The following is a 26,698-nucleotide window of genomic DNA, read 5'->3' as shown; positions in this document are numbered from 1 at the left end:
GTCCCGCTCTGCGGTCGCGGGTACCAGACGACGGCGCGAGAGTAACCCTCCGGTCCGCGTCTGAACCGGCCCCCGTGACCAGCTTCACCTGACAGTGGTCACCCGCGCGGCGCGCCGTCGGCCAGCCGCACCGCGTCGGCCCGCGAGGTCTTGAGCACCTGGAGCAGCTCACGTTGCCGCTGTTTCGCGTCGTCGGTGAGCTTCCGTCCGCGCCGGAGGAACGCGAGCTCGGTCACACTGGCCTGGTAGCGGGCGACGGCCTTCGCCGCCTCCCGTCCCGACTGCTTCCGCGCCTGCTTCCGCCACGACCGCCGCCCGGAGAGGCTGGCCAGCAACGAGACCTCGGACGGGGCGATCCAGCGCGCGTCGACCATCATCGGCAGGGCCGCCGCGACGATCCGCTGCTCACGGCGCCGCTGCATGACCACCACCGAGAAGACGCCGATGAACAGCGGCACCATGATCAGGAAGTAGACGTTCAGGAAGGTCTTCGCGCCGCCGAGCAGCGCGGCGCCGTTCCACAGCGCGTGCAGCAGCACCGCGACGACGTAGCCGCCGATGGGCGCCAGGATCCGCAGCGAGCGCACCTTGCTGCTCGCGGCGACACCGAGCCCGATCCCGGTCATCACGGCGAACAACGGATGGGTGAACGGCGAAAGCACGCCGCGCAGGAAGAACGCCGCGAGCACGCCGGCGCTCGTCCCGTCGCCGAAACCGTGCTCGGCGAAGGCGCGGCCGAAGTAATAGATGTTCTCGGTGAAGGCGAAGCCCGCCGCGGTGAACCCGGCGTAGACGATGCCGTCCACGACACCGTCGAACTCGATCGGGCGGCGCCACCACAGCAAGAGAATGAAAGCCGCCTTCGCGGCCTCCTCGACCAGCGGCGCGGAGACCAGTCCACTGATCTTGCCGCCGACGCCGGTGCCGAGCAACAGGTCACCGACGGCTTCGGCGCCGCTGTTGAGCAGCAGCGCGATGATCGTCGCGACGCAGGCGCCCCAGACGAAGGCCAGCAGGAGGAGCTTCGGCGGTTCCGGTTCCCAGCGGTCGACCCACAGGAACGCGGTGACCACCACGGCGACCGGGACCAGCGCCGCGAGCACACCGATCCCCACCGCGAGCGGGCCGACCTTTTCGGTCACCGTGCCGAAGACGAACAACCCGCACAGCGCGACGGCGATCAGCCCGAGCACCGGCAGCAGCACGGTGATCGACCGAGGCCGGCGGATCCGGTCGGGACCGGGCGCCGGGGAGGAAGGCTCGCTCACAGCGGGTCACCCTACCGTCGGTACGGGACACGGGCGGGACGTGGAGCTGAAGTCCGGCACAGCACCGGCCACACGCGTGAACACCGCGTCGATTTCACGACGGGCGCACCTATCCGGATACGGTCAGTCTTCGGCACGCCGCCTGCGCCGCGGAGTGGACTCGTTCGCGCCGTTGGCGGCGAGCAGATCCATCACCGACCGGCCGGACGCGTGGGAACCCGCCTCGGAAGTCTCCGGACGGCTGTGCGAGGACCCGGACGAGCCACTGCGGGACGGCGTCTCGTCGTCCGGCTTCGCCCGCCTGCCGCCGTGACGACCGCCGGTGGACTCGGTTTTCTGCCACGCCGGGGGCTCCCCGTCCGGACGACGGCGACGGCCGCCACCGGTGGGCTCGGGAACGTTCGGGGCCGGGGTGAGCGAAACCGAGGAATCTTCCGCCGCGCGGCGACGGCGCCCGCCGCCGCCGTTCTGCGCCAGGCGGATCTCTTCGGGCAACGTCGGGTTGACCGCGGGCGGCTCCTCGGCGGGCGGCGAGCTGTGCCGCGACGGCGCCTCGGCCGCCGGGCGGCGCACCGGCTCCGGCTCCGGTTTCCGCACGGGCTCGGCCCGGCGAGGCGGCTCGGACACGGCCGGGATCGACGGCGGCGTCGGCGGCTCCGGCTCACGGCGCGGCTCCGGCCTCGGCTCGGGGCGCGGTTCCGGCCGGGGCAGGGAGGCCGAGGGCTGGGGCTGCTGGGGTTTAGCCGGCGGCGTGGGACGCAGCCGGTCCTGGAAGTCGTCCTTCCTGGGGAACGCGGCGCTCAGGTCGGAGACCGGGCGCTCCTGCGTCCACGACGGCTTCCACTCGCCGGTGGCCTCCATCGGCTCCGGCGCGGCGGGCTTGTTCGCGGGCGGTGGCGTGCCACCGGCGGGCCGGGACCGCTCGACCGGCTTCATACCGGGACGGGTCAGGCCGAGCTCGCGGTTCGGGCGAGGACGATCCGGCTCGACCTTCTTGACCGGCTTCGCCTGCACGGGGGGCTTCACCGGCGGCGTCTGCTTCCGGGTCTGCTCTTCGGGCCGCGGCGCGGGAGGACGCTGCACGGTGCCGGCGTCGAGCCGCTGCTGCAGCGAAGGCTGCTGCGGGCGACGGGGCGGTTCGTTGCGCTGGGGCTGCCGGGCGACCGTGGGCATCGAGGGCTGCGAGACCTCCGAGCGCGACACACCCGGCATGGAGGGGCGGGACACCTCGGCCGGGGTCACCGGCGGCGGGGTCTGGCGCTGGGGGTCGACCCTCGGCATCGGCCGGGAGACCTCGGCGGGCGACATCCCGGGGTTCGACATTTCGAGCCGCTCGCGACGGGCGGCTTCGGCGGCGAGCGCTTCGGCCGCCTTCGAGGCGCGGGCGTCCGCCTTGCGCATACTGCGGCGAGTCGACTCGTCGACCGGCTTCGGCCGCTGGACCTGATTGTTCTGGCCGTAGCCGTTGTTGCCGTTGACCTGGCCGTTCGCCGGTTTGCGGCGGGCGGCGGGCGGCGTCCCGGCCCGTGTGGAGACGGGTTCGAGGACGCGGTCGATCATCTCGGTCGGGCGGTCGCGCTCACGCTCACGCTCGTCGACGTCGATCGTGGTGCTCTTGGCCGCCATGAGCTGGGGTTTGCCGTTACCGTTCTCGGACCCCGCGCTCATCAGCTGCTTGTTGTCGAGGGACCGCATCCGGGTGGCCTGCGCGGTGAGCGCGACGCGTTCGAGGAGGACCTCGCCACCGAAGAGCGACTGGAGGCTCTCACGCAGAGCGCTCACCTCGGCTCTGAGCGCTTCGAGTTCTTCCTGGGAGCGGCTCTCGGCGGCCTGCCGGGTCTCCGCCTCGATCTCGAGCTCGAATTCGCGGCGGGCGGCGATCTCGCGTTCCAGCTCCAGCTCGTAGACGGCCTGCGCCTCGGCGACGGCGTCCTCGCTCTGTGACACGTGCTTGCGGTAGCGGACCGCCAGGAACGCACCGATCAAGGCGGCCCACAGCGCCGCGACGATCCCCAGACGCAAGTAACGGAGGTCGTCGGAAAGCACCAATGCGAGAGTCGCGCCGACCGCGAGAACCAAGCCGACGACAAGCCACGGCCTACCCGCAAGGCGGCCGCGCGAGTCGTCACCCACCCCGGTCATGCCCAACACCGTACCTTCTAGTAATCCGAACGAGACCTAGTCGGTACTTCGAGCGGTGGCTCCCGAGCGTTAACCGGTCGGCTCGGGATCGCTGCCCCGATCACCGCCCTCAGGGGTCCGGCAACAGTGTTCGAGCCACAAAGCCGCAGCTACCAGCGCCGCCGAGCTGACGATCCCGACCGTCGCCGAGCGGAGATCACCGCTCGCCGCGAGGAGTTCGTCACGTCGCGGAAAAAGATACGCGAAAGCCGCGAGCCAGACGCCCGTCATGGCGGATCCGGCGAGCGAGGAGGCCTTGGCGAGGGCCACCGATCGGGCGACGGAGATCGCGGAGAGCACCCGGCCCTCCTTGATCCGCGATCGGATGATGAAGGCGAGCACGAACTCGCAGAGCGCGAGGACGAGCAGCGTGATTCCGGCGAAGAGCGGAAGCGCGGGGATGGATCCGTAGGCGACCTGGAAGAGCAGATAGGCCAGGACCAGACCCAGGAGGCCGGCCACCGCCAGCTCACGTGGCCGGGTGAAGTGCATGGTCCAACGCTACCTGGCAGGCTTGACTCTCCACCAACTGGAGAGTCGACGATGAGGCATATAGGCACCGCAGCGGTTTTCACCATCGGGGAGCTGGCCAAACGGACCGGCCTGCCGGTGAAGACCATCCGCTTCTACTCCGACGAGGGGCTTCTGCCCCCGACCGACCGCACTGATTCCGGCTACCGGCTCTACGACGCCACCGCGATGGCGCGCCTCGAACTGGTCCGGACGCTGCGGGAACTCGGGCTCGGCCTCGCCGACGTGGAACGGGCGCTGACCAGGGAAGCGACCATCGGGGACCTCGCCGTCCAGCACGTCGCCGCCCTGGACGAGCAGATCCGGCGGCTGAAGCTGCGCCGGGCGGTCCTGCGAGCGGTGGCCAAACGGGACTCACCACTGGAGGAGGTCGAACTGATGAACAAACTGGCGTCGATGTCGGACGAAGATCGCAAACGTTTGCTCGACGAGTTCTGGGCGGACATGGTCGAAGGGCTCGAACTGGACCCGGAGTTCTACGAGCGGATGCGCTCGGCGAAACCGGAACTGCCCGACGACCCGACGCCCGAGCAGCTGGAGGCGTGGATCGAGTTCGCCGAACTCGTGCAGGACGAGGAGTTCCGCGCGTCCATCCGCCGGATGAGCGAGTGGCACTCGCAGCTCCGAAAGCAGGACGGAGCGGACTTCGGCGCGAAGCAGCAGGAGCTGTGGATGGCGTGGAGCGCGAAGGCGACCGAAGCGCTCGAAGCCGGCCTCGCACCCGACTCGGCCGAGGGCCGCGAGCTGGCGGAGACGATCTTCACGCAGTCTTCGCGGAACGGCCGGGACCCGGCCGACCCCGCCTGGCGGAAGCGGCTGACCGACGGGATGGCGATCAGCTCCGACCCGCGCGCCGAGCGGTACTGGATGCTGCTGGGGAAGATCAACGGCTGGCCGTCGTTCCCCTCGCAGATGGCGCAGGCCGAGTGGATCATCGCCGCTCTGCGCTCCGCGCTGGGGTAGCAAGGGACCTTTGCTACCACCTCTCGCCGCTCCCGCAATTAGTCACCTGCTTGCGAGGCCGGTGGACCGCCGGGCGCGCGAGAGGGGGCGTTGCGAAAGCCGCTTTCGCAACGCTGAAGGTTGCGAAAGTGGCTTTCGCAACCTCGGCGGGTCGCCCACCCCCGCAATTCGTCACCTCAATGCGATGGTTCGGATTACGAACCACCGGGGGGGGTTGACCGTGACCGGGTGGATTTCGGGTCGTCAGGTGACCAGAAATCCACACGGTGCCCACGGGACCGGGCGCGAGGGGTGCGTTTCGTCCTCTGGATGCGGTGGTTCGCGATACGTATTACCGCATTCAGATGACGAAATGCGTGAGGCGGACGGAGTCGCGGTCCGAGGCGGGACGGGCGGCGAGGAGGTCGGCGACCGGACCGTGGCCGGGAAGCACCGCGCCGGGCTCGATCTCCAGCCAGGGGATCAGCACGCTCGCGCGCTCCGGCGTGCCGGGATGCGGAAGCAGCAACTGGGGGTCGTCGGAGCGAACCCCGTCCACGGTCACTATGTCGACATCCAGCGTGCGCGGACCCCACCGGAGTTCACGCACGCGCTCCGCCGCCCGCTCGGCGGCCTGCCCGGTGCGCAGCCAGTCCCAGTGATCCCGCGCCGGGTCGTCGACCAGGACGACGGCGTTGAGGAAGTCCGGCTGGTCCTCGACACCCCACGCCTTGGTCTCATAGACCGACGACACCGCGACGACGACGGGCCGGACCGCGTCGACGGCGGACCGGAGATACGCGAGCCGGTCCCCCAGGTTGGAGCCGAGCGAAAGCAGCGCGCGGCTCATCGCTCCCGCCGCACCGTGACGGCGACGTCGTCGAAGTTCAGCGGGATCGGCGCGGACGGCTTGTGCACCGTCACCTCGACGGCGGTCAGCCGCTCGTCGCGCAGCACCTCGTCGGCGATCTTCCCGGCGACACTCTCGATGAGGTCGTACGGTTCCCCCGCCACGATCCCGGCGGCCAGCTCCGCCAGTTCGCCGTAGTGCAGCGTCTTGGTCAGGTCGTCGGACGCGGCGGCCGGGCCGAGATCCAGCCACACCACGATGTCGACGACGAACTCCTGCCCGTCCCGCTTCTCGTGGTCGAAGACGCCGTGCCTGCCGAAGACCCTCAATCCGGTCAACGTGATCCGGTCAGACAACGGGACTCCCCTTCCGCCAAGCCGCCGCGACGGTCACGGCGTCGATACTCGCGCCGACTTCGTGCACCCGCACTCCCCAGGCACCGGCAGCCGCGGCGAGCGCGGACACGGCCGCGGTCGCGTTCTCGCGACCGTCCGGCGGGGCGGGCGTTCCGTCCTTTCCGGACAAAAGACGCCCGAGGAACCGTTTGCGCGAGGCGCCGACGAGAACCGGAAAACCCAGTGACAGAAAAGAATCCAGCCCGTTCAGCAAGGCCCAGTCGTGTTCGGCGTTCTTCGCGAACCCGAGCCCGGGGTCGAGCACGATCGCGCCGCCGTCGACCCCCGCGGCGAGCGCTTCGTCCACTCGGGACAGCAGTTCGGCACGCACGTCCGCGACGACGTCCTCATAGGACGCGAGCGCGTTCATGTCCTTGCTGTGCCCGCGCCAGTGCATCAGGACGTACGGGACACCGGTCTCGGCGGCGACCTTCGCCATGTTCGGATCGGCCAGCCCACCGGAGACGTCGTTGATGACGGACGCGCCCGCCTCGACCGCGGCGAGGGCTACCTCGGCCCGCGTGGTGTCCACGGACATCGCGACACCGTCGGCGGCGAGCGCGCGGATCACCGGCATGATCCGGGAGATCTCGGTCTCCGCGTCCACCCGGGACGCTCCCGGCCGCGTCGACTCCCCGCCGACGTCGATCAGATCCGCGCCCCGCGCCCACATCTCGTGCGCGTGCTCCAGCGCCTGCTCGACGCCCAGGTAGCGGCCACCGTCCGAAAAGGAATCCGGGGTGACATTCAGGATGCCCATCACCGCGCACCGGCCGGGCCGGGGCAGGGCGGTCATCGACGGCCCTTGATCAGGTCCAGCGCCTCCGCCCGCGAGGACGCCGAAGTCTGCAACAGACCGCGCACGGCGGACGTCGTCGTCCTGGCGCCGGGTTTGCGGATACCGCGCATGGCCATGCAGAGATGCTCGGCCTCGACCACGACGATCGCGCCGCGAGGCTCGAGTTTGCGCATGAGCGCGTCGGCGACCTGGGAGGTGAGGCGCTCCTGGACCTGCGGGCGCTTGGCGTAGAGGTCGACGAGACGGGCCAGTTTGGACAGACCGGTGACCTTGCCGTGGCCGTTCGGGATGTATCCGACGTGGGCGACACCGTGGAATGGCACGAGATGGTGTTCACAGGTGCTGAACATCGGAATGTCCGTCACCAGCACGAGTTCTTCGTGTGCCTCGTCGAACGTGCGGTCCAGGACGTGGTCGGGTTCGGTGTAGAGCCCGGCGAACATTTCCCGGTAAGCGCGAGCGACCCGGGCCGGGGTCTCCAAGAGACCGTCCCGGTCCGGGTCCTCACCACAGGCGAGCAGGAGTTCGCGTACGGCTTTCTCGGCCCGGTCCTGGTCGAAGACCGGGCTTGCGCCGTTACCGCTTGGTGTCGTCCTGTCCGTCGTCACGCCGTTGCTGTCCTTCGTCCTGCTGACCGCCGGGCTGGTCAGCGAACCAGCCGTCGCGCGGGCGGTCTTCGGCGGGACGCCAGGGCTGGTTCGGCTGGCCACCCGGCTGCGTGGCCGGGGTCCATCCGGGAGGAGCCCCGTAGTTCGGGGGACCGCCAACGGGTCCACCCTGGTAACCGCCTGCCGGACCGCCCGGCTGCTGCCCACCATATGCCTGGGGCCAGTGACCGGTGCCGTTCGGCCCACCGTTGGGGCGACCACCGTTGGGGTAGGCGCCCGGCGGCGGCGGAGCGTACGGGTTCGCGTTCGGGTCCGGCGGCGGAGCGGGCTGGCCGTACGGCGGGCCACCGGGAAGGTCGCCGCCGCCCTGCGCGGTGCCGACCGGGGTCGGCGCCGGCTGCAGCACCGGCTGCTCCTTCTTCTCCTCCGGCGGGGGCCACGGCTCGCCGCGCTCCATCGCCAGCTCGCCGGGGGTCTTGATCGGCGGCTTGTCGGACGGCTTGCGGTCGCCGAACTCGTTGAAGATGGTGATGTGCGGGCGCTTCTCGACGGTCGCGAAGATCCGCTCGAGGTCCTTGCGGGTCAGCGTCTCCTTCTCGAGGAGCTCGATGACCAGCTCGTCCAGCACGTCGCGGTAGGTGCTCAGCACGTGCCACGCCTCGGTGTGCGCGGTCTCGATGAGCTTGCGCACCTCCTCGTCGATCTCGTGCGCGACCTCCAGCGAGTAGTCCGCCTGGCGGCCCGCCGAGCGGCCGAGGAACGGGTCGCCCTGCTCCTGGCCGTACTTGACCGCGCCGAGCCGGGCGCTCATGCCGTACTCGGTGACCATCGCGCGGGCGATCTTCGTCGCCTGTTCGATGTCGGAGGAGGCACCGGTGGTGGGCTCGTGGAAGACGAGCTCCTCCGCCGTCCGGCCGCCCATCGCGAAGACCAGGCGCCCGATCATCTCCGAGCGGGTCATCAGCTCCTTGTCGTCCTCCGGGACAAGCAGGGCGTGACCGCCGGTGCGCCCGCGCGGCAGGATCGTCAGCTTGTAGACCGGTTCGATGTCCGGCATCGCCCACGCGGCGAGCGCGTGCCCGCCCTCGTGGTAGGCCGTGATCTTCTTCTCCTTCTCGGAGATGATCCGGCTCTTGCGGGCGGGGCCGCCGACGACGCGGTCGACCGACTCCTCCAGCGCGGCGTCGGTGATCACGTGCCCGTTCTGGCGGGCGGTGAGCAGCGCGGCCTCGTTGAGCACGTTCGCCAGGTCCGCGCCGGACATGCCGACGGTCCGCTTGGCGAGGCTGCTCAGGTCGGTGCCCTGCGCGATCGGCTTGCCCTTGGCGTGCACCTCGAGGATCGCCTTGCGGCCGCGCATGTCCGGCGCGGACACCGGGATCTGGCGGTCGAAGCGGCCGGGGCGCAGGAGCGCCGGGTCGAGGATGTCGGGACGGTTGGTCGCGGCGATCAGGATGATGCCGCCGCGCGCGTCGAAGCCGTCCATCTCGACGAGGAGCTGGTTCAGCGTCTGCTCGCGTTCGTCGTGGCCGCCGCCGAGGCCGGCGCCGCGCTGGCGCCCGACCGCGTCGATCTCGTCGACGAAGATGATGCAGGGCGCGTTCTGTTTGGCCTGCTCGAACAGGTCGCGGACTCGCGAGGCACCGACACCGACGAACATCTCGACGAAGTCGGAACCGGAGATCGTGTAGAACGGCACGCCCGCCTCGCCGGCGACGGCTCGCGCGAGCAGCGTCTTACCGGTACCGGGCGGCCCGTAGAGCAGGACGCCCTTGGGGATCTTCGCGCCGAGCGCTTGGTAGCGCGCCGGGTTCTGCAGGAAGTCCTTGATCTCGTACAGCTCTTCGACGGCCTCGTCGGCGCCCGCGACGTCCCCGAAGGTCGTCTTGGGCATGTCCTTGTTGAGCTGCTTGGCCTTCGACTTGCCGAAGTTGAGGACGCGGTTCCCGCCGCCCTGCGCGTTGTTCATCATCCACATCAGCAGGCCCAGCACCAGCGCCAGCGGGATGGCGAAGATCAGGATCTGGGTGAGGACATTCTGCTGGGTGACCTTGGTGGTGAACTTGACCGGATTGTCACCGCTCTTGAGGCCGATGAGCTGGCCGTAGATGGTGCCCGCGACGTTCGCCGGGTACTGCGCGATGATCTGGTCGACCTGCTGGCCGTCGACCTCGATCTTCTTGTTCAGCAGCAGCTTGATCTGCTGCTCCTTGTCCTCTTGCGAGGCTTCCTTGACGTTGTTCGCGGTGATCTGCTGGTTCGCGATCGAGATCGGCACCTGGGTGTAGCCACGATCACTGTCGAAGATCGTGTTGTATGCGAGAAACGCCAGTACCGCCGCGAGAATCCAGAGCACTGGGTTCTTGAGCACGCTCTTCCGGTTCATACGACTCGGCCCTGGTGGCCTCGACCCTTCCTGGTTGGGCGGCTCCTGTGATACCCGCCATCACGATCTTGACGACCCATGGTGCTCCGACACCCGCCCCTCAGGATACCGCCCGCCTGGACGGATGAGGGGGGTGAGCCTCTCGGACGTAAACGGCGGACGTCGCGCGAGGGTTCCCGGAGCGGAGGCCTAGCGTGTGTCCACCGCCACACCGGCGGCCATTTCACCCAGCCGCATCCGGATCGTCTTGACGTCGGCGGGTGAGACGGTGACCCACTCGCGTCCGTCCGGACCGGCCTGTGACGTGCTGAGATAGCGGCCGCTGGCGGTGTCGAACCAGCCGAGGACACGGGACCGCTGCTTGGCGCCCACGTGGGACCGGCTGTTCGCTGCCAGCTGACCGCCGCGCAGCCTCGGCTGGCCGGTGAGCTTGCCGAACGCCTCGCGCGGGTCCGCGGTGATGCGTTCGCTGAGCGAGACACGCGGCTTGTCCTTGCGGCGGCTCTTCGCCGCTTCGGGCTCCTCGGCCTGCTTCGTCGGGTTGATGGCGGCGCGGATCGGCTCGGTGCGGCGGGCGTCGTCGATCGGCAGCGTGACCGACGCCTCCGAGCCGCGCTGCCCGGGAGGCAGCAGGTCGACGACCGCTGTCGGGAGCCCGTCGGCGGGTGCCTCACGCAGCCAGATCCCGGACTGGTCCTGGATCGCGATCACCGCGTCACGGCCGTCGGTGGCACCGAGCACGGCGATGGTCGGGGCCTGGAATTCGGGGATGTGCAGGGCGTCGATGGTCAGCGAGCCGCGGGCGAGGAGGTACAGCCAGTCCTCGATCCGCCGCTCCAGCCTTCCCCGGCCGTCGCGGATGCCGCGGGCCTGGAGTTCGTTGTCGACGCGCTGGCGCAACGCCCGGCGTTCGAGCTCGGTCGCGCCGTGCGACCGGACGCGCAGCGGATATGGCAGGTCGCCGAGCTCGGCGGACTCCCAGAGGAAGTCGAACGCCATCGGTGTGAAGTGTTCCTGGTGCATTGTGCTCCGTGCCCTCCCGGCACCTCGGCTTCCTGGGCCTCGGGACGCCCAGAGGTTCACGATAGCGAAGGGGTACGACGGTCGGTGGCCGGATGGGCCTAGGCGCTGTCCTGTAAGTCGTGTTCGCCTGAGAGGTCAGTGCGCGGGTGAGGACTCGGCCGCGATCTTCCCCAGCAACTCCGTGAGCCGCTGCCGCAGCGTCGCCGGGTCCGCGGGCGCGACGGTGATCCAGTCGCGGCCGTCGGAACCGCGGGTGGCCTGGGTGAAGTACCGGCCGGACTGGGTGTCGAACCAGCTCAGCACCGAAGACCGGCTCCGCGTGCCGTGTTTGCTGCGCGCGTTCGCACCGAACTGGCCGCCGCGAAGCCGCGGCTGCGCCTGGAGCCTCGAGAGGGCCTTGCGGTCCTCGTCGGACGTCGCCGAGCCGTCGACCTGCGGCTGGCGACGCTGGAGGAAGTCCGCGCCCGAAGCGCCGACGAGCCCGTCCAGCGGGAGGGTGATCGACTTCTCCGTGCCGCGCGAACCCGGCGGCAGCAGGGAGACGATCGCGCTCGCGAGGCCGTCCGGGGCGATGGGGTGGAAGTGGAAACCGCGCGGGTCCTGCACTGTCAGCAGGCCTTGGCCGCCGAGCAGCGACGCGACCGCGAGCAGCGGTTCGGTGTTGGGATTGTTGAGCTGGACGCAGTCCAGGCTCAGGTCCGGCCTCGCGAGGACACCGAAGTAGTCCTCGATATGCGGCTCGGGCCTGCCTCGCTCGTCGGCGAGACGACGGTGGTTCAGCGACTGGAGCGTCTGCGTCCGCAGGGCGCCGCGCTCGTCCATGGTCGCCCCGTGCGAGCGGAGCCGCAGCGGGTACGGCAGCTCTCCGGCGTTCGCGGTCTCCCACAGGAAGTCCAGCTCGACCGGGGTGAGCAGTTCACCGTTCGCCATATCCGCCCCTAATGTCTGTTGGTGAACCCGCGTCCGCGATCGGCGTCGGCGGGACACCGGGTGGTCAGCTACCTCACGACCGCGGACAGGGTGTCCTGCCATGGCGCGCACAAGTCAGCGGGCGCGCGGCCGGATCGGCCGCGCGCCCGGTGAAAAACCGCTCTAGCGTTCGTCGTCTTCGGTCCAGGCGCCGATGACCGGCGGCGGGGTCGCCTCGTTGGCGCCGAAGGCGTCGTCCGGGTCCGGCTCGATGAGGAACGACGCGTGCGTGTGCTCCTCTTCCTGCTCGGCCTGGGCCCCGTGCGCGCCCATGCCCATGCCGCCGCCCATGCCGTGCATCGGCGGAGTGGCGCCACCGATGGTGCCGCTGGAGGACACGATGCCCTGCTGCGGAACGGCCTGGGACGCGGCGCTCTGCGCGGGCCCGCCCTTCTCGGTCGCGGCGGCGTCGGTGCTGTCGGTCTCCTTGGCGCCGGACTTGTTGCCCTGGCCGAGCGCCTTGGCGCCCGCGTAGCCGAGGCCACCGCCGAGCGCGGCCGCGGTGAGGGCCTGGCCGAGCCCGTTGCCGCCGCTCGCCGGGGCGTGCGGGGTCATCGGGGCACCGGCGCCGGACGCGACACCCGCACCCGGCGCGACACCGGCGGCCGGGCCGGCGGCGGGGCTGTAGCCGGCCTGCGAGAACACGCCCGAGTCCGGACCGGCGTGGACGGGAGCCGCACCGCTGCCCTGCGCGCCGCCGTAGCCGTGCGTGCCGGCGAAGACGGGGGTGCCGGAGACGGCGCCGGAGTTGAGGCCTCCGCCGCCGATGTTGCCGACGCCGCTGAACCCGGCGCTGTTGTGCGTCGCGGTCGGCTTCATGCCGAGGGATTCGGGGCCGAAGCTCGGAGTCGAGCTGTCGACCTCGCTCATCTCCTTGGTGTAGGCCTCGAGGAACCTGGCCTGCTCCGCCCGCACTTCCTTGTCCTGGTCGGCGAGGGGCTTCTGGTCGGTGATCATGCCGATCGGGCCCGCCGCCAGCGCCTGGCCCATGGCCTTCTCGGGGCTGTAGTCGGTCGGCTTCGGCATGAGCTTGACCTTGGTGGCGGCGTCGGCCTGCTTCTGCAGCCTGTCCGCCATCGTGTTCGCGGCCTCGGAGGCCTGCGAACCCGAGTTCGCGATGGCGACCAGCGAACCCTGCGCGGCCGCGGCGCCCTGTCCGATCCAGGCGGCGCCCAGTTCGGAGATCGCGTTGTAGAGGTCGTTCGACGCCTGGCTCAGCTTGCTGCCGTGCGAGCCCCAGGACTGGCTGATGGCGGTCGCCGTGCTGGGGTCGTTGCCGATGTTGGCCTGGTTCCACAGGTCCTGGCTGCTCGGCGCGCTCTCCCAGTTCGGCGGGTTGGTGATGGCGCGGTCGGCGCCGATGTCGAACCCGTCGGAACGGCCGCGCGCGGACGAGACGATGCTCTCGGCGTGCGAGTTGTCGCCGAGCTGGACGGGCGTGGTGCTGCTGCTGCTCTCGCCGTAAGAGTCGGCGCTGTGCTTCGGTGGCATGGCTTTCTGACTCCCCCTCAGACGTTACGGAACGGCTGGGCCGCGGCCTGGTCGATCTCGTGATAGCGGGCCATCGCGGTCACGATGCCGGACTCGGCGGCCTCGTACTGCTGGTAAAGGTTCTGGAGCGCGGCCGCGTACGAGTCGCCCCCGCCGTCGGCACGGTTCGCCACCTTCGCGGCGATCGCGTTGCCGACCGGGTTGTTGCCCAGCTTCGGCGCCTGCCCGAGGTCGCCGGCCCGCTGCAGGAGGGCCTCGATGGCGTCCTTGCCGGTGCGGATCTTGTTCAGGACGGTCTGGGCCGCGTCAGGGTCGATCCCGACCTGACCCTGGGCCGCGGCGTTCTTGAACGCGTTCGCGTCCGCCAAGCTGTTCCCCATCTGAGCTCTCTCCGTTTCCCCCGGGCCAGGCCACGACGGCTGCGTGGCAAAGGTCTTCGCATAGGTTAACGCACTCGATCGCAGCCTATGACGCGTTCTGCGTGCTCAGGGTTCCGTATTCCCGCACACCCGGGCAAGCGGTTCTCAGGACGTGTAGACGTGGGGATCCAGAGTTCCGATGTAGGGCAGGTCCCGGTAACGCTCCGCGTAGTCCAGGCCGTATCCGACTACGAATTCGTTGGGAATGTCGAACCCGATGTACTTGACCGGTACATCGACCTTGACCGCCTCCGGCTTGCGCAGGAGCGAGACGACCTCGAGCGACGCGGGGTTCCGGCTCGCGAGGTTCTTCAGGAGCCAGGACAGGGTCAGCCCGGAGTCGACGATGTCCTCGACGATGAGCACGTCACGGCCGGCGATGTCGCGATCGAGGTCCTTGAGGATCCGCACCACGCCGGACGACGACGTCGCCGAGCCGTAGGAGGAGACCGCCATGAACTCGAGCTGGCAGGGAAGGGGGAGCGCCCTGGCGAAGTCGGTCATGAACATCACCGCGCCCTTGAGCACGCCGACGAGCAGGAGGTCTCCCTGCCCGGCGCCGGGGCCGTCGGCCGGGTAGTCCGCCGCGACCTTTGCCGCCAGCTCGGCGATCTTGTCGTTGATCTGCTGCTCGGTGACGAGCACGGAGGCGATCTCGCCTTCGTACACGGGACGATCCCCTCTAGGTGGTGGACTGGGGTGCTTCGAGGGAGAGCCTGCCATGCGCCCGCGCGGCCACCAAGTCGCCGGGTAGCCAGACTCCGCCCTGACCCCGCCAGTTCCCCACGAGAGCGTCGACCGAACGCAGGTGGGCGTCGGTGAGTTCGCGGACGCCGGAGTCCAGCAGCCACCTGCGGAGGACGCGTCGCCGCAACGCGGGCGGTTCGGTGGCGAGCACCGCCACGTCGAGCCCTTCGCCGGTGAAGGCGCGCAGGTGGACCTCACCCGCGAGTGTGTCCAACGCCTCGGTGTCTTCGCGCAGTTGCGCCGCCGTGCGGGCGAGCGACGCCGCGACACCGCCGGACAGCACATCCTCCAGGAGGGGCAGTACTTCGGTCCGTAACCGGACACGGGTGAACCGCGGGTCTTCGTTGTGCGGGTCCTGCCACGGGTCGACACCGAGCGCCTGGCAGGCCCGCCGGGTGGTGGCACGGGTGACGCCGAGCAGCGGCCGTCCCCACGGCGGGTCGTACGGGCGCATCCCGGCCAGCGACCGCGGCCCGGAACCCCGGCCGAGGCCGAGCAGCACGGTTTCGGCCTGGTCGTCGAGGGTGTGGCCGAGCAGGACGACACCGCGTCCGTCCGGCAGCGCCGAGCGCAAGGCGCCGTAGCGGGCCCGGCGGGCCGCCGCTTCCGGCCCGCCCGCGCCCTCGACCCGCACCTTCAGGACTTCGGCCGTGTCGGCGCCCAGTTCCCGCGCGGTGTTCGCGGCGCGGGCGGCGGTTTCGGCGGAACCGTCCTGGAGGCCGTGGTCGACGACGAGTGCCCGCACCTTCAGTCCCGCGCGGCCGCCGGTGAACGCGGCCGCTTCGGCCAGCGCCAAGGAGTCCGCGCCGCCGGAGACCGCGACGCACAGCTCCTCGGCGGCACTCACCGACGTCAGGAAGTCCCGCACGGCCGTCCGCACGGCCGCGATCGCCGGATCCGGTCCGCTCACCCGTGCAGGCGCCGCACCCAGGCCGCCGGATCACTGATCTCGGCCCTGGTCGGCAGCGTGTTCGGCGACGTCCACACCGCGTTGAAGCCGTCCATGCCGACGGCGTCGACGACGTGCTTGGTGAACTTCGCGCCCTGTTCGTACTGGCGCAGCTTCGCGTCCACGCCGAGGAGGCTGCGCAGCACGCGGTCGATGAGGCCGCCGCCCTTGCGCCGGGCGGTGAACCGCGAACGGATCAGTTCGACACTCGGCACGACCTGCGGCCCGACGGCGTCCATCACGAAGTCGGCGTGCCCCTCCAGCAGCGTGGAGAGGGCGAGGAGCCGGTCGAACACCGCTCGTTCGCCCGGCGACTGCAGGAGTTCGGCGAGCCCGGCGCCGCCCGCCTTGCCCTTGCCGATCTGCTTGATGGTGTCCGGCAGGCGGCCGACCAGATCGCTCAGCCCGTCCGCGTCCCGGCCGGCGAGCCCGCCGATCAGGCGCTCGACCTCGTCGGCGAAGTAGTCGCGCAGCCAGGTGACCGCGGTGAACTGCAACCGGTGGGTGCATTCGTGCAGGCAGACCCACAGCCGGAAGTCGTGGCCGGGCACGTCCATCGCGCGCTGGGCGGCGACCACGTTCGGTGCGATAAGCACCAGCCGCCCGGCGCGGTCCGGCCCGCCGAACGGGTCGTACTGGCCGAGCACGCGGGAAGCCAGGAAGGCGAGCACCAGACCGGTCTGCACACCGGCGCCGCCGGCCAGCACGGGCGCCAGCGGACCGCCCTGCGCCTCCGGCAGCGCACGGCCGGTGAGCGCGTCGAGACCGGCCGCGGCCGAACGGACCCAGCCTGGCCGGTCGACGACTTCGGCGGGCAGCAACGGCAGATCGAGGCCGAGCCCGGTCAGCTCGCGGACGTGTCCCTCGGCCTCACCGGTCAGGTCACGGAGATCGGCGACGGCTTCTTCGGCCTCTTCGCGGTCGACCACCGGACCACCGCGCACCAGGAGGGCACCCGTCGAGGCGGCCAGGGACCAGTCGACCATCGAACGTGTCTTGGTCGGCGTTTCCTCAGTCACTCTTATGACGCTACCCGCTGGAAGACCGAATTCCGTCCCGACTTCCTCACGCTCCGATTCCGGTCGCTCACCGGATCATCTGCAGCCGCACTTGTGCAGGGTCGCGGCGACGACGTCGAGCGCGGCCCTGCCCTTGTTCTGGTCCGAACCGGACGACATCAACGCGAACACCAGCATCCGGCCGTCGGTGTCCAGCACCACGCCCGCCAAGGTGTTCACGCCGGACAGCGTGCCGGTCTTGCCGCGCACCCAGCCGCGGCCCGCGGCCGACGCCGGATCGCCGTAGCGCTTTTCCAGTGTCCCGCTGCCGCCCGCGACGGGGAGACCGGCCAGCAGCGGCCGCAGTTTCGCGGTCCTCGGGTCCTTGCCGTCCGGCGCCGCCGCGACCGCGAGGATCTCGCTGAGCACCTTCGCCGGGATCTTGTTCTGGTCGGACAGCCCGCTACCGTCGTTGATCTGGACGCCGGTGAGGTCGAATCCGGCCTCCTTGAGCACGTTCATCGTCGTGGTCGCGCCGCCGGTGAACGACGCCTCGGCGCCCTTCGCGAGCGCGAGCTGACGGGCGAGGACGTCGGCCATCAGGTTGTCCGAAAGCTGCATCAGCGAGTTGGCGAACTCCGCGAGCGGCTGGGACTTGACCTCGCCGAGCACCTTGGCGTCCTTCGGCGCCGTGGTCGTACCACCGGCTTGGGCTTCGAGCTTGCCCGCGATCTTCTGCGTCAGCGCGGCCGCCGGATTCGCGACGCGGGGCGCGTGGTCGTTCTTCGGGTCGGCGCGGCCGCCGTCGGCCATCACGGGGAGGACCGGCGCCATGTAGGTGTTCCCGGCGGCGGTGTCCTCCGGGTCCCAGCCCTTCGCGGACGTCGGCCCCTTGAACAGGCTGATGTCCAGCTGGACCTTGGAGATCTTGCCGCCCGCGGCCTTCTTGACCTGGGCGACGAGGTCGTCGACGTGGGCCGCGCCCGGGTACAGCGGCGAGTCCGTGCCCAGCGGCAGCGAGGTCAGCGACGGGTCTCCGCCCGCGACGAGCACGACCGTGCCCGGCTCGGCGCCCTGGACGATCTTCGTCGAGAACTGCGTGCCGTGGTCCATCGACAGGAGAGCGGCCGCGACGACGAGGATCTTCGTGGTCGACGCCGGGGTCAGCGGGGTGCCGGAGTTCTTGTCCCACAGGACTTCACCGGACGCCGCGTCCACGACGGTGCCGGTGAGCGTGCCCAGGTCCGGCGAACCGGCGGGGCCCGCCAGCGCGGCCGCGAGCCCTTCCTTCGTCGGCCCGGCGCCGTTGATGTCCGGCCCGTGCAGGACCCGGGTGATACCCGCGGGTTTGGGGATCTCGCCCTTCGGCGCGTTCGGCGCCCAGGGCAGGCCGAGGCGGTTCGACACCTTCGGCATCGCGGCGGCGCCGCCCATGCCGGCGAGCAGCAGGATGACGACCAGGGTCGAGATCAGCAGGACCTTGCGTTTGCGCTTGCGCTTCGGCGCGGGGGCGGCCTCGGTCGCCGGGGGTTCTTCGGAAGGCGGCTCGGGCCGCTGGATCCCGACGGTCGCTTCGGCGTCGAAACGCTCTTCGGCGGGCTCGATGCGGACCGGACGCGCGTGCATGGTCGCGGACGGGACCGGCGCGGGAGCAGGCGGCTCGACCCGGCTCTGCTCGGGACGGCGCGGCTGCTCCTGACGCGGGGGTTCCTGACGCGGGGGTTCCTGCCTCGGCTCCGGCCTCGGGGGCTCGGCTTCACGCGGTGGAGTGGCGGCGCCCCGGTCGAACTGGTCCCAGTCCGGTTCGTCCTTGTGCTGGGGCTGGACGGGCTTGACGAAGAGCGTCTTCGGCTCTTCGCGCTGCTCCGGCTCGACCGGCGTCACCGGTTCGAAGGCGGACCACTTCGGCGTCGGGGTCTCCGGAACGTCCGGTTCCTCCTCCACCTCGACGATCGGCTCGAACCAGGAGCCACTTTCGGGTGTGACCTTCGGCACTGACAGCTCTTCGGTCTTGCCGTTCGCCATCCCCGACATGGGCAGCCAGATCGTGGCCTCGCCCTCCCCCTTGGCGGCCTTGGGCTCGGCGGATGAGGTGTCCTTGTCGTCCGACGGCCACCGCGGGGCATCGTTTTCCGGCACTCAACGCTCCTTCGTCCACCGTCCGGGGAAGGGGCCAAGCTCACATACGACCACATCGATGCGACCGCCCGGGACCCCGTGGTCCACACTAGTGAAGACAAGACCATGAACTCGGTGAGCCGTCCGCGACGGCGGGGCGTACCAAAGACGAGAGCAGCGAGGCCGGCGTGGAATTCGACGTCACTATCGAAATCCCCAAGGGGGAGCGCAACAAGTACGAGGTGGACCACAAGACCGGTCGGATCAAACTCGACCGGACGCTGTTCACCGCCACGCAGTACCCCGCCGACTACGGGTTCATCGACGACACCCTCGGCCAGGACGGCGACCCGCTCGACGTGCTGGTGCTCGTCCAGGAGCCGACCTTCCCCGGCTGCCTGATCCGCTGCCGCGCGATCGGCATGTTCCGGATGACCGACGAGAAGGGCCCGGACGACAAGGTCCTCGCCGTGCCGACGAACGACCCGCGGCTGGAGCACCTGCGCGACATCCACCACCTGAACGAGTTCCACAAGCTCGAGATCCAGCACTTCTTCGAGGTGTACAAGGACCTGGAGCCGGGCAAGAGCGTCGAGGGTTCGAGCTGGGTCGGACGGTCCGAGGCCGAGGCCGAGATCAAGCGTTCGCTCGACCGTGAGACCGACCGGCTGGCCAAGGAGGCCATCGACGGTCCGGCGGCTCACTAGTCGCTTAACGCCGAAGGGCCCCTTCACCGCATCTCGTGCGGTGAAGGGGCCCTTCGTGTACGTCCGGTCCCCCGGCAAGTCCGTGAAGGCCTCCTTGAGGGACTCTGGGTCCCTCAAGGAGGCCTTCACGGAACGACCTACGCCGAGTAGCCCGGGATCGGGAACGGCGCCAGGAACTCGCGGATCTCGGCGGCGACGGTGTCCAAAGCGGACAGTTCTTCGCCTGCCGCCGCGGTGATCGTGCGGTCGATCCACTCCGCGACCTGCGCCTGGTGTTCCGGCTTGAGCCCGCGGGTGGTGATCGCGGAGGTGCCGAGCCGGATGCCGGACGGGTCGAACGGCTTGCGCGGGTCGAACGGCACGGTGTTGTAGTTCAGTTCGATGCCTGCCCGGTCCAGCGCCTGCGCGGCGGGCTTGCCCGGCACGTTCTTGTTCGTCAGGTCGATCAGCAGCAGGTGGTTGTCAGTGCCGCCGGACACGAGGTCGTAGCCGCGCTCCACCAGTGCCTCCGCCAGCGCCCGCGCGTTCGCGACGATCGTGTGCGCGTACTCGGAGAACTCCGGCTTCTGCGCCTCGCCCAGAGCGACGGCGATCGCCGCGGTCGTGTGGTTGTGCGGCCCGCCCTGCAATCCGGGGAACACCGCCTTGTCGACGGCCTTCGCGTGGTCGGCGTCGGAAAGGATCATCGCGCCGCGCGGACCGCGCAGCGTCTTGTGCGTGGTCGTGGTGATGACCTGCGCGTGCCCGACCGGCGACGGGTGCGCGCCACCGGCGACCAGCCCGGCGATGTGGGCGATGTCGGCGACCAGGACGGCGTCGACCTCGCGGGCGATCTCCGCGAACGCCGGGAAGTCGATGGTGCGCGGGATCGCGGTTCCGCCCGCGAAGATCAGCTTCGGCCGGTGCTTCAGCGCGAGTTCGCGGACCTGGTCGAGGTCGACCCGGCCGGTCTCCTTGCGGACGCCGTAGCGGACCGGGGTGAACCACTTGCCGGTCGCGGACACGCTCCAGCCGTGCGTGAGGTGGCCGCCGTCCGGCAGCGCCATGCCGAGCACGGTGTCACCCGGCTGCGCGAAAGCGAGGTACACCGCGAGGTTCGCCGGGGAGCCGGAGTACGGCTGGACGTTCGCGTGGTCGACGCCGAAGACGGCCTTCGCGCGCTCGATGGCGAGGTTCTCGACCTGGTCGATGAGCTGCTGGCCTTCGTAGTACCGCTTGCCGGCGTAGCCCTCGGAGTACTTGTTGGTGAGGACGGTGCCCGTCGCCTCCAGTACGGCCTGGGAGACGTAGTTCTCGGACGCGATCAGGCGGATCTTGTCGTGCTGGCGTTTCGCCTCGTCCTCCACGAGCCCCGCGATCTGCGGGTCGGCGGCGGCGAGCGCGGAAAGTTCGGGCTGGTGTGTCATCGGACGTACTCCTGCCAGAGACGGCCGGACCCAGGCGCGCGGTACCGGCCTTGTCGTCGCTTCCCGGTGGTGCTCCACCTCAAATGGCGCCAGTCGCTGGTGCGGACCAGACTAGAGCACTCCGCTCGAGCGGGGCTCGGCGTGCGGACGATGCCGGGCGCACCATCGGCGGCTGCATCCGGCCGTGCGATCACAGAACGCCTGCGCGCAGACGGCGCAGCGTTTGATCCGCCGCCAGCCGCCGAACACGACGAGTTCCGCCAGCCCGGAGGCGCCCGCGACCAGGTCCCCGCAGCCCGGCCACGACGGCACCTGCACCAGGCGCCAGCCGTTCACGGCCTCGACCAGCCGGGGCGCGGCACCGTTCCCGGCGAGGACGCGGTTGAGCCGATCGGCGGCGGCGTGCTCGTCGGGCAGCGCCGACACAACGCCGGTGAGCCAGGGATTCCCTTGCGCCAGCAGCCTTTCCGCGACCTCGAGCGCCGGGTCGAGGTCGCGGAACGGCGGGACGATCACGTGCTTGCGCGTCACGGTTCTTCGATCGCGACACCCATCGAGCGCGCCGTGCCCGCGATCGTGCGCATGGCCGCCTCGATGTCGCCGGTGTTGAGGTCCGGCAGTTTCCGTTCGGCGATCCCGCGCAACTGCTCCTGGGTCAGTGCCCCGGCGACCTCATGCCCCGGACGGCCGGACCCCTTGCCGCCCAAGGCTTTCTTGATGAGGAACGACGCGGGCGGGGTCTTCAGCCGGAGTTCGAAGGAGCGGTCCTCGAACACCGACACGACCACCGGGACGATGTCGCCGCGTTGCGCGGCGGTCGCGGCGTCGTAGGCCTTCTTGACCTCGACGAGGTTCACGCCGGTCTGCCCGAGCGTCTTCCCGAGGTCGACCACCGGCGCGTTGCCGGCGGTCAGCTCGAGTGTCGCCTGATGGGTCTTCTTCTTGGACTTCGGTGCCATATGCCCGAAGCTATGGTCTCCAGTTACTGGAGAGTCAATCGATCGGTTTGACGCTTTCCGCGTGACGGCGCGCCAGCTCCTGGTAGATCGCCGCGTTGTGCTCGACCCAGCCTCGGGCGGTGCCGTCGAGCGGGACGTGCTTCTTGGCCGGGCTGCCCATGGCGACCGTCTCCGGCGGGATGATCATCCCGGGCGTCACCGTGGCGCCGGCCGCGACCAGCGCCTTCGCGCCGATCTGCGCCTTGTCGAGCACGGTCGAACCGTTCCCGATCAGCGCCTGCTCGCCGATCGTGCAGTCGTGCACGAGGCACTGGTGCCCGACGGTGACGTTCTTGCCGACCTCGGTCACGCCGCCGTTGACGTGGATGACCGAGTTGTCCTGGATGTTGGCGCCCTCGCGGACGAGGATCTTCCCGAAGTCGGCGCGCAGCACGGCGCCGTACCAGACGGAGGCGCCCTTCTCGACGACGACGTCGCCGATCAGGGTGGCGGTGGGGGCGATCCACGCTTCGGGATCCACCTGGGGACGGTGTCCCTCGAATTCGAACATCGGCATGCCCCGCACCCTATGCGTCCTAGCGCGTGAAGGCCCCCTTCCCTCGGCTGAGCCGAGGGAAGGGGGCCTTCACGCGCTGGAAGCAGTATCAGCCGATGGCGGTGTTCAGGAGGAGGTCCACGGCCTTGTCGTTACGGGTGGTTTCGCGGACGATCACCTCGTCGGGCGGGTAGAAACCGGGGTTCGACCCCCGCGGGTACATCTCGAAGGTGAAGCTCAGGATCTTGTGGGTGCCCCACATCCAGTCGTCGATCGTCCCGTCCGTGATGTACAGGTCGCTCGACTGCTGCGGCGTGTAGCCGTTGGTCGCCGCGAGCTGCCTGCCCACCGTCTGGAACCGCTGCGCCTCCGCGGCGGTCATGCCGGGAGCGGTGTCGTTGTAGGTGAAGCCGAACGGCCACAGCACGAGCTCCGAATAGGTGTGGAAGTCGATGCTCGCCTTGATCTGCTGGACGCCGCCGATCTTGCGCGAGTTGACGAAGTTGGACACCGCGCGGGTCTCGGGTGCCGAGAACGCCGACGGGCCGCGGTAGGTCTCGCTGGTGGTCGAGCCCGACGAACCGCCGCAGCAGCCCCAGTTGTAGGCCCAGTTGCGGTTGGGGTCGGTGCCGTTGCCCTGCCGGTTCTTGCGCCAGTACTTGTAGCTGCCGCCGGAGATGTCGTACTCCGAACCGTCCGGGTTGACGTTCGGGATCACGTAGATCTCGACGCTGTCGACGAACCGTTTGATCGCCGGGTCGGAGGCGTAGCCCTGGGTGAACCGGTTCACGATCCGGAGGCACATCTCGGTGGTGAGGTGCTCACGGGCGTGCTGGTTGCAGGTGAAGAGGACTTCGGGCTCGTTCTCGTCCGTGGCGACGTTGTCGCTGATCTTGAGCAGGTTCAGCGCCCGGCCCTGGTACGAGTTGCCGACGCTGCTCAGCCGGGCGATCGAGCCGAAGTTCGACTGGGCGTTGCGGAGTTCGGTCGTCACCTCGGCGTAGTTGTGGAAGCCGGAATCCGACGGCGGGAAGTCGTTGATCGCGTTGGTGCCGACCTTCTCCGACCTGTCGACGACGCCGCGCTGCTCGACGCGGTAGCCGAGCGAACGGATCTTCGCCGCGTCGCGCGCCTCGCCGATGAACGTGGTCGTGCCACCTGCGGAGCCGAGGACGTCGACACCGAGCCGGGAGATCTGGGTGCGCTGCTGCGAGGTCCCGGTGCCGAAGACCTCGTAGATCTGCACCTGCGCGTCCTCGGCCTGCTGGTCCGCGGTCGCCGGACTCGCGGCGACCGGGATGGTGAACGCCGCGACGGCCGCGATCGCCACGGCCATGCACCGTCTTATGCGCATCGTCGTCTCCTAGCTCTCAGGCAGGGAAGGGGAACCTCACCATGGCCGGAGCGGGAAGACCGAACAATCCGTAACGGTACGGATCTAATGCGTATTTCTACCCGTAGTTCGCGAAACAGAGAGCTTCGATGTCGCCACGCAACGCGGCGAACGGCCGCCGCCGGACGCGCTGCTGGACGATCGCGCCGAGCAGGTAGGACAGCAGTGCCCGCGCCCGTGCCCGCGGGTCTTCGACGTCGAGCGGGGCGAGCAGTTCCGCGAGCAGTTCGGTGATCGACGTCAGCATCACGTCGATGGCCTGAGGATGCTGCGCGCGGCCCGCGGCGATCCAGTATTCGAACCAGAGGAAGGCCGCGTTCGGGCGGCCGGAGAACTCGCCGAGGAAGGCTTCGAGCGCGGCGAAGAGCCGCTCGGACGGGTGATCGTGCTTCGCCGAAATTTTGCGCAAATCGGCGATGAACGTTGTGATGTGCGCCGCCATCGCGCGATCGATCAGGACGTCGATATCCGCGAAGTAGTAATGAATCGCACTCTTCGTGAGCGGTCCGGCGTCCGCGATCGCGCGGACGGTGCAGCCCGCGAGCCCGTCCCTGGCGAGCACGACACGCGCCGCTTCGACGATCTGCTCCTGTTTCTGCAGCTGATTGGGGGAGAGCCGCGCGCTGCGGCCGGGAACGGCGGTCACGAAGTTCCTTACACCAAGTAGTCAGGACAGGAGCCCTGAAGCTTAGGGCAACCGTCCTGGCCGATCACAGCGGGTGAAAAATCTAGGTGGCTAGCCGCCGATCCGTAGCGGACAATGCGCGGCATGGTGACCTCAGGGGACAACGGGTTCAGCCCGGCCGCGCGACGGCAGCTGGAGAAGGAACTCGCCGATCTGCGTGCGCAGCGCGACGCGATGGCGCCGCTCGTCGGCGAGCAGGAACGAACCGGCGACGCCGCGGATCAGGCGGAGGTGCTGGACCGCGCGGAGGCCGCCGCCTACCTGGACCGGCGCATCGCCGACGTCGCGGCGAAGCTCGAGCACGGCGGCCGGAACAGCAAGGGTCTGCTGCCCGACGGCACCACCGTCACCCTCAGGTTCGCCGACGGCGACGAGGACGAGCTCCACATCGTCACGATCCCGGGCGAGGACGCCGACGCCTCCACGGTCACGTCGGACAGCCCGCTCGGCCTGGCGCTCGTCGGCGCCAAGGAAGGCGACGAGATCACGTACCGGACGCCGCGTGGCGAGACCAGCGCCACCGTCGTCACGCTGAAGCCTCCTGCCTGACTCGTTCGCGCGTGAAGGCCCCCTTCCCTCGGCTGAGCCGAGGGAAGGGGGCCTTCACGCGCGTTGTCGAGGGGGACGTCGAAGGCGGCGTGTTGCGAAAGCGGCTTTCGCAACGTCAGCGGCCTGCCCAGGTCGTCTGGACGCATGTCGCGAAAGCCACTTTCGCGACGCCTGATGTCTCGAAAGTGGCTTTCGCGACACCCAAGCGCAAGGGGGGCGGCAAAGGGCACCTCACGTACCCGGACGGCACAGCACCGGATTCGCCAGCTCGGCGCACGGCCGGTGCCCGTGCGACCGCACGATGTCCTTGCCGACCTGATTCGTCAGGTACCGCAGGAAGCTCGCGGCGAGCGAGTCGGCCTTCGGCTCGCCGAAGGTGTACGCGTACTCGGTTTCCCAGAACGGGTAGGCCGCGTGGATCGCGCCCTCCAGGGTCGCCTGGTGGCCGTCGATCCGCACCGGCAGCACGTCCTCGCGTTTCGTGGCCGCGCCCAGTTCGCTGTAGCCCAGCGCGCCCGGCACCCGTGACACCGCGTCGAGAACGTCGCTGGTGGACGGCTTCGCGCACCGCACCACTCCCGGCTGTGCGCCCCGCGCCGGTTTGAGGCAGTCGTCGGAGTTGTCGCCGGGTTCCCGTTTGCCCGCCAGGATCCGGGCCTCGAACGTCCGCCGCGTGCCCGAGTCCGAATGCCGGTCGACGAGCCGGACCGGCTGGTCCTTGCCGCCGATCTCCTTCCAGTTCGCGATCTTGCCGTCGTAGACGTCGTGGATCTGCGCGAGCGAAAGGTCCTGGACCCCGGCCTCCTTGTTGATCACGAGCGTGAACAGCGAGAACGCGACCGGACGCGGCAGCAGTTGCGGAAACCCCTCGCCCTTCGCACCGTCGGAGAACGCCAGCGTGCCGTCGTTCGCCGCCTGTTTGAGGCTGCCCAACCCTTCGGCGCTCCCCCGGCTGTCGAACACGAACGACGCTCCCGGGCACGTCTTCGCGTACGAAGCCGTCGCTTCCTTCAGCACGGGAGCAAAGGCCGTCGACCCGGTGATCGTGAGCTTCCCGGACGCGCAGTCCAGCGGCGGCGGCTTCTCGTCGAAGAACAGTGAGCGGGTCAGCTGGAAGATGCTGATCACGACGAGGAAGAGGATCAGCGCCATCACCGAACCCGTCGGCCCGGTGCGGCTCTTGGTCTCTCGGAGACTCCCGCCCTTGATCTCGCCGATGACCTGAGGATCGTCGAAGGCGTCCGGCGAGCCGTTGGGGACGCGGTCGAGGACGGCGAGGATCTTGTAGTGCGCGCCGCGGTTCAGCGGCACCCTCGGCAGATCGATCACCCCGGTGGGGCGTTCGGGATTCTCGTCGCGAGCGCCCCACCCGGAGTCGTCACCGAAGCATTCGTGCAGATGCGGCGAGCTGAGCTCGGTCACCACCATCCCGGCCACGGTGCGGCCGGGGAACTTCACGCGGATGCCGACGCGGTCGTTCTCGTTGACCGCGTAGTCGTCGGTGTCGATGTCGGTGGTACCGCTGTTCTCGATGCGCAGCAGCACGAACGACGGGTCGACGAGCCGTTCGCCGTTCTCGTGCTGGAGTTGCGCCAGCGCGTCGGCCGTCGGCGCGAACCCGCGCCCGGACGCCGTGGGGGTGTCCATCTGCACGCGGTAGCCGAGCCGTTTGCGGCCGACGAGCACGAACTCCCACAGGAACGCGACAGCCGGGACGGTGATCCCGACCACCGCGAGCAGGACGTCCCAGGGAAACCCTTCCAAGACCAGCCTCCAGGTTCGGGGTATCG

General features: G+C 69.8%; 26 protein-coding genes. 3 read left to right on the top strand and 23 right to left on the bottom strand.

Going from position 1 to position 26,698, the window contains the following annotated elements; genetic code table 11:
• Nucleotides 1-98 precede the first annotated feature (98 nt).
• The 3 genes from CVV72_RS32135 to CVV72_RS32125 form a co-directional block, all read right to left on the bottom strand.
• A complete protein-coding gene (locus CVV72_RS32135) occupies nt 99-1,268 on the bottom strand; it encodes a PrsW family intramembrane metalloprotease (RefSeq protein ID WP_219147616.1) in 1,170 nt (389 codons plus the stop codon).
• Between the two features lie 123 nt (nt 1,269-1,391).
• Nucleotides 1,392-3,410 carry a DUF6779 domain-containing protein gene (locus tag CVV72_RS32130; RefSeq protein WP_219147613.1) on the bottom strand — a complete coding sequence of 673 codons (2,019 nt, stop codon included), beginning with the start codon at nt 3,408-3,410 and terminating at the stop codon, nt 1,392-1,394.
• Nucleotides 3,411-3,479: 69 nt separating this feature from the next.
• A complete protein-coding gene (locus tag CVV72_RS32125) occupies nt 3,480-3,941 on the bottom strand; it encodes a DUF3180 domain-containing protein (RefSeq protein WP_219147611.1) in 462 nt (153 codons plus the stop codon).
• 60 nt (nt 3,942-4,001) lie between these two features.
• Here CVV72_RS32125 and CVV72_RS32120 point away from each other — a divergent pair, with 60 nt between their 5' ends.
• Complete coding sequence (locus CVV72_RS32120; RefSeq protein WP_219154265.1) at nt 4,002-4,943, top strand: MerR family transcriptional regulator; 942 nt, start codon at nt 4,002-4,004, stop codon at nt 4,941-4,943.
• A 340-nt stretch (nt 4,944-5,283) separates the two neighbouring features.
• Here the strand turns inward: CVV72_RS32120 and folK are convergent, their stop codons facing one another.
• The 13 genes from folK to dacB all read right to left on the bottom strand — a co-directional run bounded on the left by folK (nt 5,284) and on the right by dacB (nt 18,695).
• Nucleotides 5,284-5,772 (bottom strand): 2-amino-4-hydroxy-6-hydroxymethyldihydropteridine diphosphokinase, encoded by a 489-nt coding sequence (gene folK, locus CVV72_RS32115; protein ID WP_219147609.1) that lies wholly within the window; start codon nt 5,770-5,772, stop codon nt 5,284-5,286.
• Nucleotides 5,769-6,128: a dihydroneopterin aldolase gene (gene folB, locus CVV72_RS32110; RefSeq protein WP_020632060.1), complete on the bottom strand. Its 360-nt coding sequence runs from the start codon at nt 6,126-6,128 to the stop codon at nt 5,769-5,771. Before folB ends, folK begins: the two co-directional genes overlap by 4 nt.
• Entirely contained in the window at nt 6,121-6,963 is an 843-nt protein-coding gene (gene folP, locus CVV72_RS32105) for a dihydropteroate synthase (protein ID WP_219147607.1), read from the bottom strand. Before folP ends, folB begins: the two co-directional genes overlap by 8 nt.
• The gene (gene folE, locus CVV72_RS32100) at nt 6,960-7,574 is read right to left on the bottom strand and encodes a GTP cyclohydrolase I FolE (RefSeq protein WP_219147603.1); all 615 of its coding nucleotides are present in this window, start codon (nt 7,572-7,574) and stop codon (nt 6,960-6,962) included. The genes folP and folE overlap by 4 nt, the downstream gene beginning before the upstream one ends.
• A complete protein-coding gene (gene ftsH / locus CVV72_RS32095; protein WP_125683489.1) occupies nt 7,543-9,960 on the bottom strand; it encodes an ATP-dependent zinc metalloprotease FtsH in 2,418 nt (805 codons plus the stop codon). Before ftsH ends, folE begins: the two co-directional genes overlap by 32 nt.
• A gap of 189 nt (nt 9,961-10,149) precedes the next feature.
• Nucleotides 10,150-10,983: an ESX secretion-associated protein EspG gene (locus tag CVV72_RS32090; RefSeq protein WP_219147601.1), complete on the bottom strand. Its 834-nt coding sequence runs from the start codon at nt 10,981-10,983 to the stop codon at nt 10,150-10,152.
• Between the two features lie 135 nt (nt 10,984-11,118).
• Nucleotides 11,119-11,913, bottom strand: a complete 795-nt coding sequence (locus CVV72_RS32085) for an ESX secretion-associated protein EspG (RefSeq protein ID WP_219147599.1) — start codon at nt 11,911-11,913, stop codon at nt 11,119-11,121.
• 162 nt (nt 11,914-12,075) lie between these two features.
• On the bottom strand, nt 12,076-13,443 hold the full coding sequence (locus CVV72_RS32080) for a WXG100 family type VII secretion target (RefSeq protein ID WP_219147597.1): 1,368 nt from the start codon (nt 13,441-13,443) through the stop codon (nt 12,076-12,078).
• Between the two features lie 17 nt (nt 13,444-13,460).
• Nucleotides 13,461-13,823: a hypothetical protein gene (locus CVV72_RS32075; protein ID WP_219147595.1), complete on the bottom strand. Its 363-nt coding sequence runs from the start codon at nt 13,821-13,823 to the stop codon at nt 13,461-13,463.
• A 144-nt stretch (nt 13,824-13,967) separates the two neighbouring features.
• Nucleotides 13,968-14,531, bottom strand: coding sequence for a hypoxanthine phosphoribosyltransferase (gene hpt / locus CVV72_RS32070; RefSeq protein WP_034310045.1), 564 nt, complete (start codon nt 14,529-14,531; stop codon nt 13,968-13,970).
• A 13-nt stretch (nt 14,532-14,544) separates the two neighbouring features.
• Nucleotides 14,545-15,519, bottom strand: a complete 975-nt coding sequence (gene tilS, locus CVV72_RS32065; RefSeq protein WP_219147593.1) for a tRNA lysidine(34) synthetase TilS — start codon at nt 15,517-15,519, stop codon at nt 14,545-14,547.
• A complete protein-coding gene (locus CVV72_RS32060; RefSeq protein WP_219154264.1) occupies nt 15,516-16,544 on the bottom strand; it encodes a zinc-dependent metalloprotease in 1,029 nt (342 codons plus the stop codon). Before CVV72_RS32060 ends, tilS begins: the two co-directional genes overlap by 4 nt.
• A gap of 108 nt (nt 16,545-16,652) precedes the next feature.
• A complete protein-coding gene (dacB, locus tag CVV72_RS32055) occupies nt 16,653-18,695 on the bottom strand; it encodes a D-alanyl-D-alanine carboxypeptidase/D-alanyl-D-alanine-endopeptidase (protein WP_219147591.1) in 2,043 nt (680 codons plus the stop codon).
• 167 nt (nt 18,696-18,862) lie between these two features.
• Between dacB and CVV72_RS32050 the strand changes: the two genes are divergently transcribed.
• Entirely contained in the window at nt 18,863-19,381 is a 519-nt protein-coding gene (locus CVV72_RS32050) for an inorganic diphosphatase (RefSeq protein WP_034310036.1), read from the top strand.
• 137 nt (nt 19,382-19,518) lie between these two features.
• Here CVV72_RS32050 and glyA read toward each other — a convergent pair whose 3' ends face one another.
• The 6 genes from glyA to CVV72_RS32020 all read right to left on the bottom strand — a co-directional run bounded on the left by glyA (nt 19,519) and on the right by CVV72_RS32020 (nt 24,320).
• Nucleotides 19,519-20,787 carry a serine hydroxymethyltransferase gene (glyA, locus tag CVV72_RS32045; RefSeq protein ID WP_219147589.1) on the bottom strand — a complete coding sequence of 423 codons (1,269 nt, stop codon included), beginning with the start codon at nt 20,785-20,787 and terminating at the stop codon, nt 19,519-19,521.
• Nucleotides 20,788-20,898: 111 nt separating this feature from the next.
• Nucleotides 20,899-21,318 (bottom strand): hypothetical protein, encoded by a 420-nt coding sequence (locus CVV72_RS32040; protein WP_219147587.1) that lies wholly within the window; start codon nt 21,316-21,318, stop codon nt 20,899-20,901.
• Nucleotides 21,315-21,746 carry an uL11 family ribosomal protein gene (locus tag CVV72_RS32035; RefSeq protein ID WP_219147585.1) on the bottom strand — a complete coding sequence of 144 codons (432 nt, stop codon included), beginning with the start codon at nt 21,744-21,746 and terminating at the stop codon, nt 21,315-21,317. Before CVV72_RS32035 ends, CVV72_RS32040 begins: the two co-directional genes overlap by 4 nt.
• A gap of 34 nt (nt 21,747-21,780) precedes the next feature.
• Nucleotides 21,781-22,302, bottom strand: a complete 522-nt coding sequence (locus tag CVV72_RS32030; RefSeq protein WP_219147583.1) for a gamma carbonic anhydrase family protein — start codon at nt 22,300-22,302, stop codon at nt 21,781-21,783.
• Between the two features lie 88 nt (nt 22,303-22,390).
• Entirely contained in the window at nt 22,391-23,617 is a 1,227-nt protein-coding gene (locus CVV72_RS32025; RefSeq protein WP_219154262.1) for a M14 family metallopeptidase, read from the bottom strand.
• 115 nt (nt 23,618-23,732) lie between these two features.
• Nucleotides 23,733-24,320 carry a TetR/AcrR family transcriptional regulator gene (locus tag CVV72_RS32020; protein WP_034310021.1) on the bottom strand — a complete coding sequence of 196 codons (588 nt, stop codon included), beginning with the start codon at nt 24,318-24,320 and terminating at the stop codon, nt 23,733-23,735.
• Between the two features lie 123 nt (nt 24,321-24,443).
• Between CVV72_RS32020 and CVV72_RS32015 the strand changes: the two genes are divergently transcribed.
• The gene (locus tag CVV72_RS32015) at nt 24,444-24,908 is read left to right on the top strand and encodes a GreA/GreB family elongation factor (protein ID WP_034310019.1); all 465 of its coding nucleotides are present in this window, start codon (nt 24,444-24,446) and stop codon (nt 24,906-24,908) included.
• Between the two features lie 231 nt (nt 24,909-25,139).
• Here CVV72_RS32015 and CVV72_RS32010 read toward each other — a convergent pair whose 3' ends face one another.
• Nucleotides 25,140-26,672, bottom strand: coding sequence for a PstS family phosphate ABC transporter substrate-binding protein (locus CVV72_RS32010; RefSeq protein ID WP_219147582.1), 1,533 nt, complete (start codon nt 26,670-26,672; stop codon nt 25,140-25,142).
• Between the last annotated feature and the right edge of the window lie 26 nt (nt 26,673-26,698).

Source organism: Amycolatopsis sp. TNS106 (assembly GCF_019330265.1).
In the GTDB taxonomy this organism is placed as follows: Bacteria; Actinomycetota; Actinomycetes; order Mycobacteriales; family Pseudonocardiaceae; genus Amycolatopsis; species Amycolatopsis lurida.
The sequence above is the reverse complement of the archived record's forward strand: the minus strand, read 5'-3'. Positions and strand labels throughout refer to the sequence as shown.

Excerpts from the sequence above, each read along its gene's own strand:
- CVV72_RS32130 (WP_219147613.1), bottom strand. The coding sequence starts at position 3,410 with ATGACCGGGGTGGGTGACGACTCGCGCGGCCGCCTTGCGGGTAGGCCG.
- CVV72_RS32025 (WP_219154262.1), bottom strand. The coding sequence starts at position 23,617 with ATGGCCGTGGCGATCGCGGCCGTCGCGGCGTTCACCATCCCGGTCGCC.
- CVV72_RS32035 (WP_219147585.1), bottom strand. The coding sequence starts at position 21,746 with ATGGCACCGAAGTCCAAGAAGAAGACCCATCAGGCGACACTCGAGCTG.
- CVV72_RS32060 (WP_219154264.1), bottom strand. The coding sequence starts at position 16,544 with ATGGTCGACTGGTCCCTGGCCGCCTCGACGGGTGCCCTCCTGGTGCGC.
- CVV72_RS32080 (WP_219147597.1), bottom strand. The coding sequence starts at position 13,443 with ATGCCACCGAAGCACAGCGCCGACTCTTACGGCGAGAGCAGCAGCAGC.
- glyA (WP_219147589.1), bottom strand. The coding sequence starts at position 20,787 with ATGACACACCAGCCCGAACTTTCCGCGCTCGCCGCCGCCGACCCGCAG.
- folP (WP_219147607.1), bottom strand. The coding sequence starts at position 6,963 with ATGACCGCCCTGCCCCGGCCCGGCCGGTGCGCGGTGATGGGCATCCTG.
- CVV72_RS32030 (WP_219147583.1), bottom strand. The coding sequence starts at position 22,302 with ATGCCGATGTTCGAATTCGAGGGACACCGTCCCCAGGTGGATCCCGAA.
- ftsH (WP_125683489.1), bottom strand. The coding sequence starts at position 9,960 with ATGAACCGGAAGAGCGTGCTCAAGAACCCAGTGCTCTGGATTCTCGCG.
- CVV72_RS32015 (WP_034310019.1), top strand. The coding sequence starts at position 24,444 with ATGGTGACCTCAGGGGACAACGGGTTCAGCCCGGCCGCGCGACGGCAG.
- CVV72_RS32090 (WP_219147601.1), bottom strand. The coding sequence starts at position 10,983 with ATGCACCAGGAACACTTCACACCGATGGCGTTCGACTTCCTCTGGGAG.
- CVV72_RS32125 (WP_219147611.1), bottom strand. The coding sequence starts at position 3,941 with ATGCACTTCACCCGGCCACGTGAGCTGGCGGTGGCCGGCCTCCTGGGT.
- CVV72_RS32075 (WP_219147595.1), bottom strand. The coding sequence starts at position 13,823 with ATGGGGAACAGCTTGGCGGACGCGAACGCGTTCAAGAACGCCGCGGCC.
- CVV72_RS32085 (WP_219147599.1), bottom strand. The coding sequence starts at position 11,913 with ATGGCGAACGGTGAACTGCTCACCCCGGTCGAGCTGGACTTCCTGTGG.
- folK (WP_219147609.1), bottom strand. The coding sequence starts at position 5,772 with ATGAGCCGCGCGCTGCTTTCGCTCGGCTCCAACCTGGGGGACCGGCTC.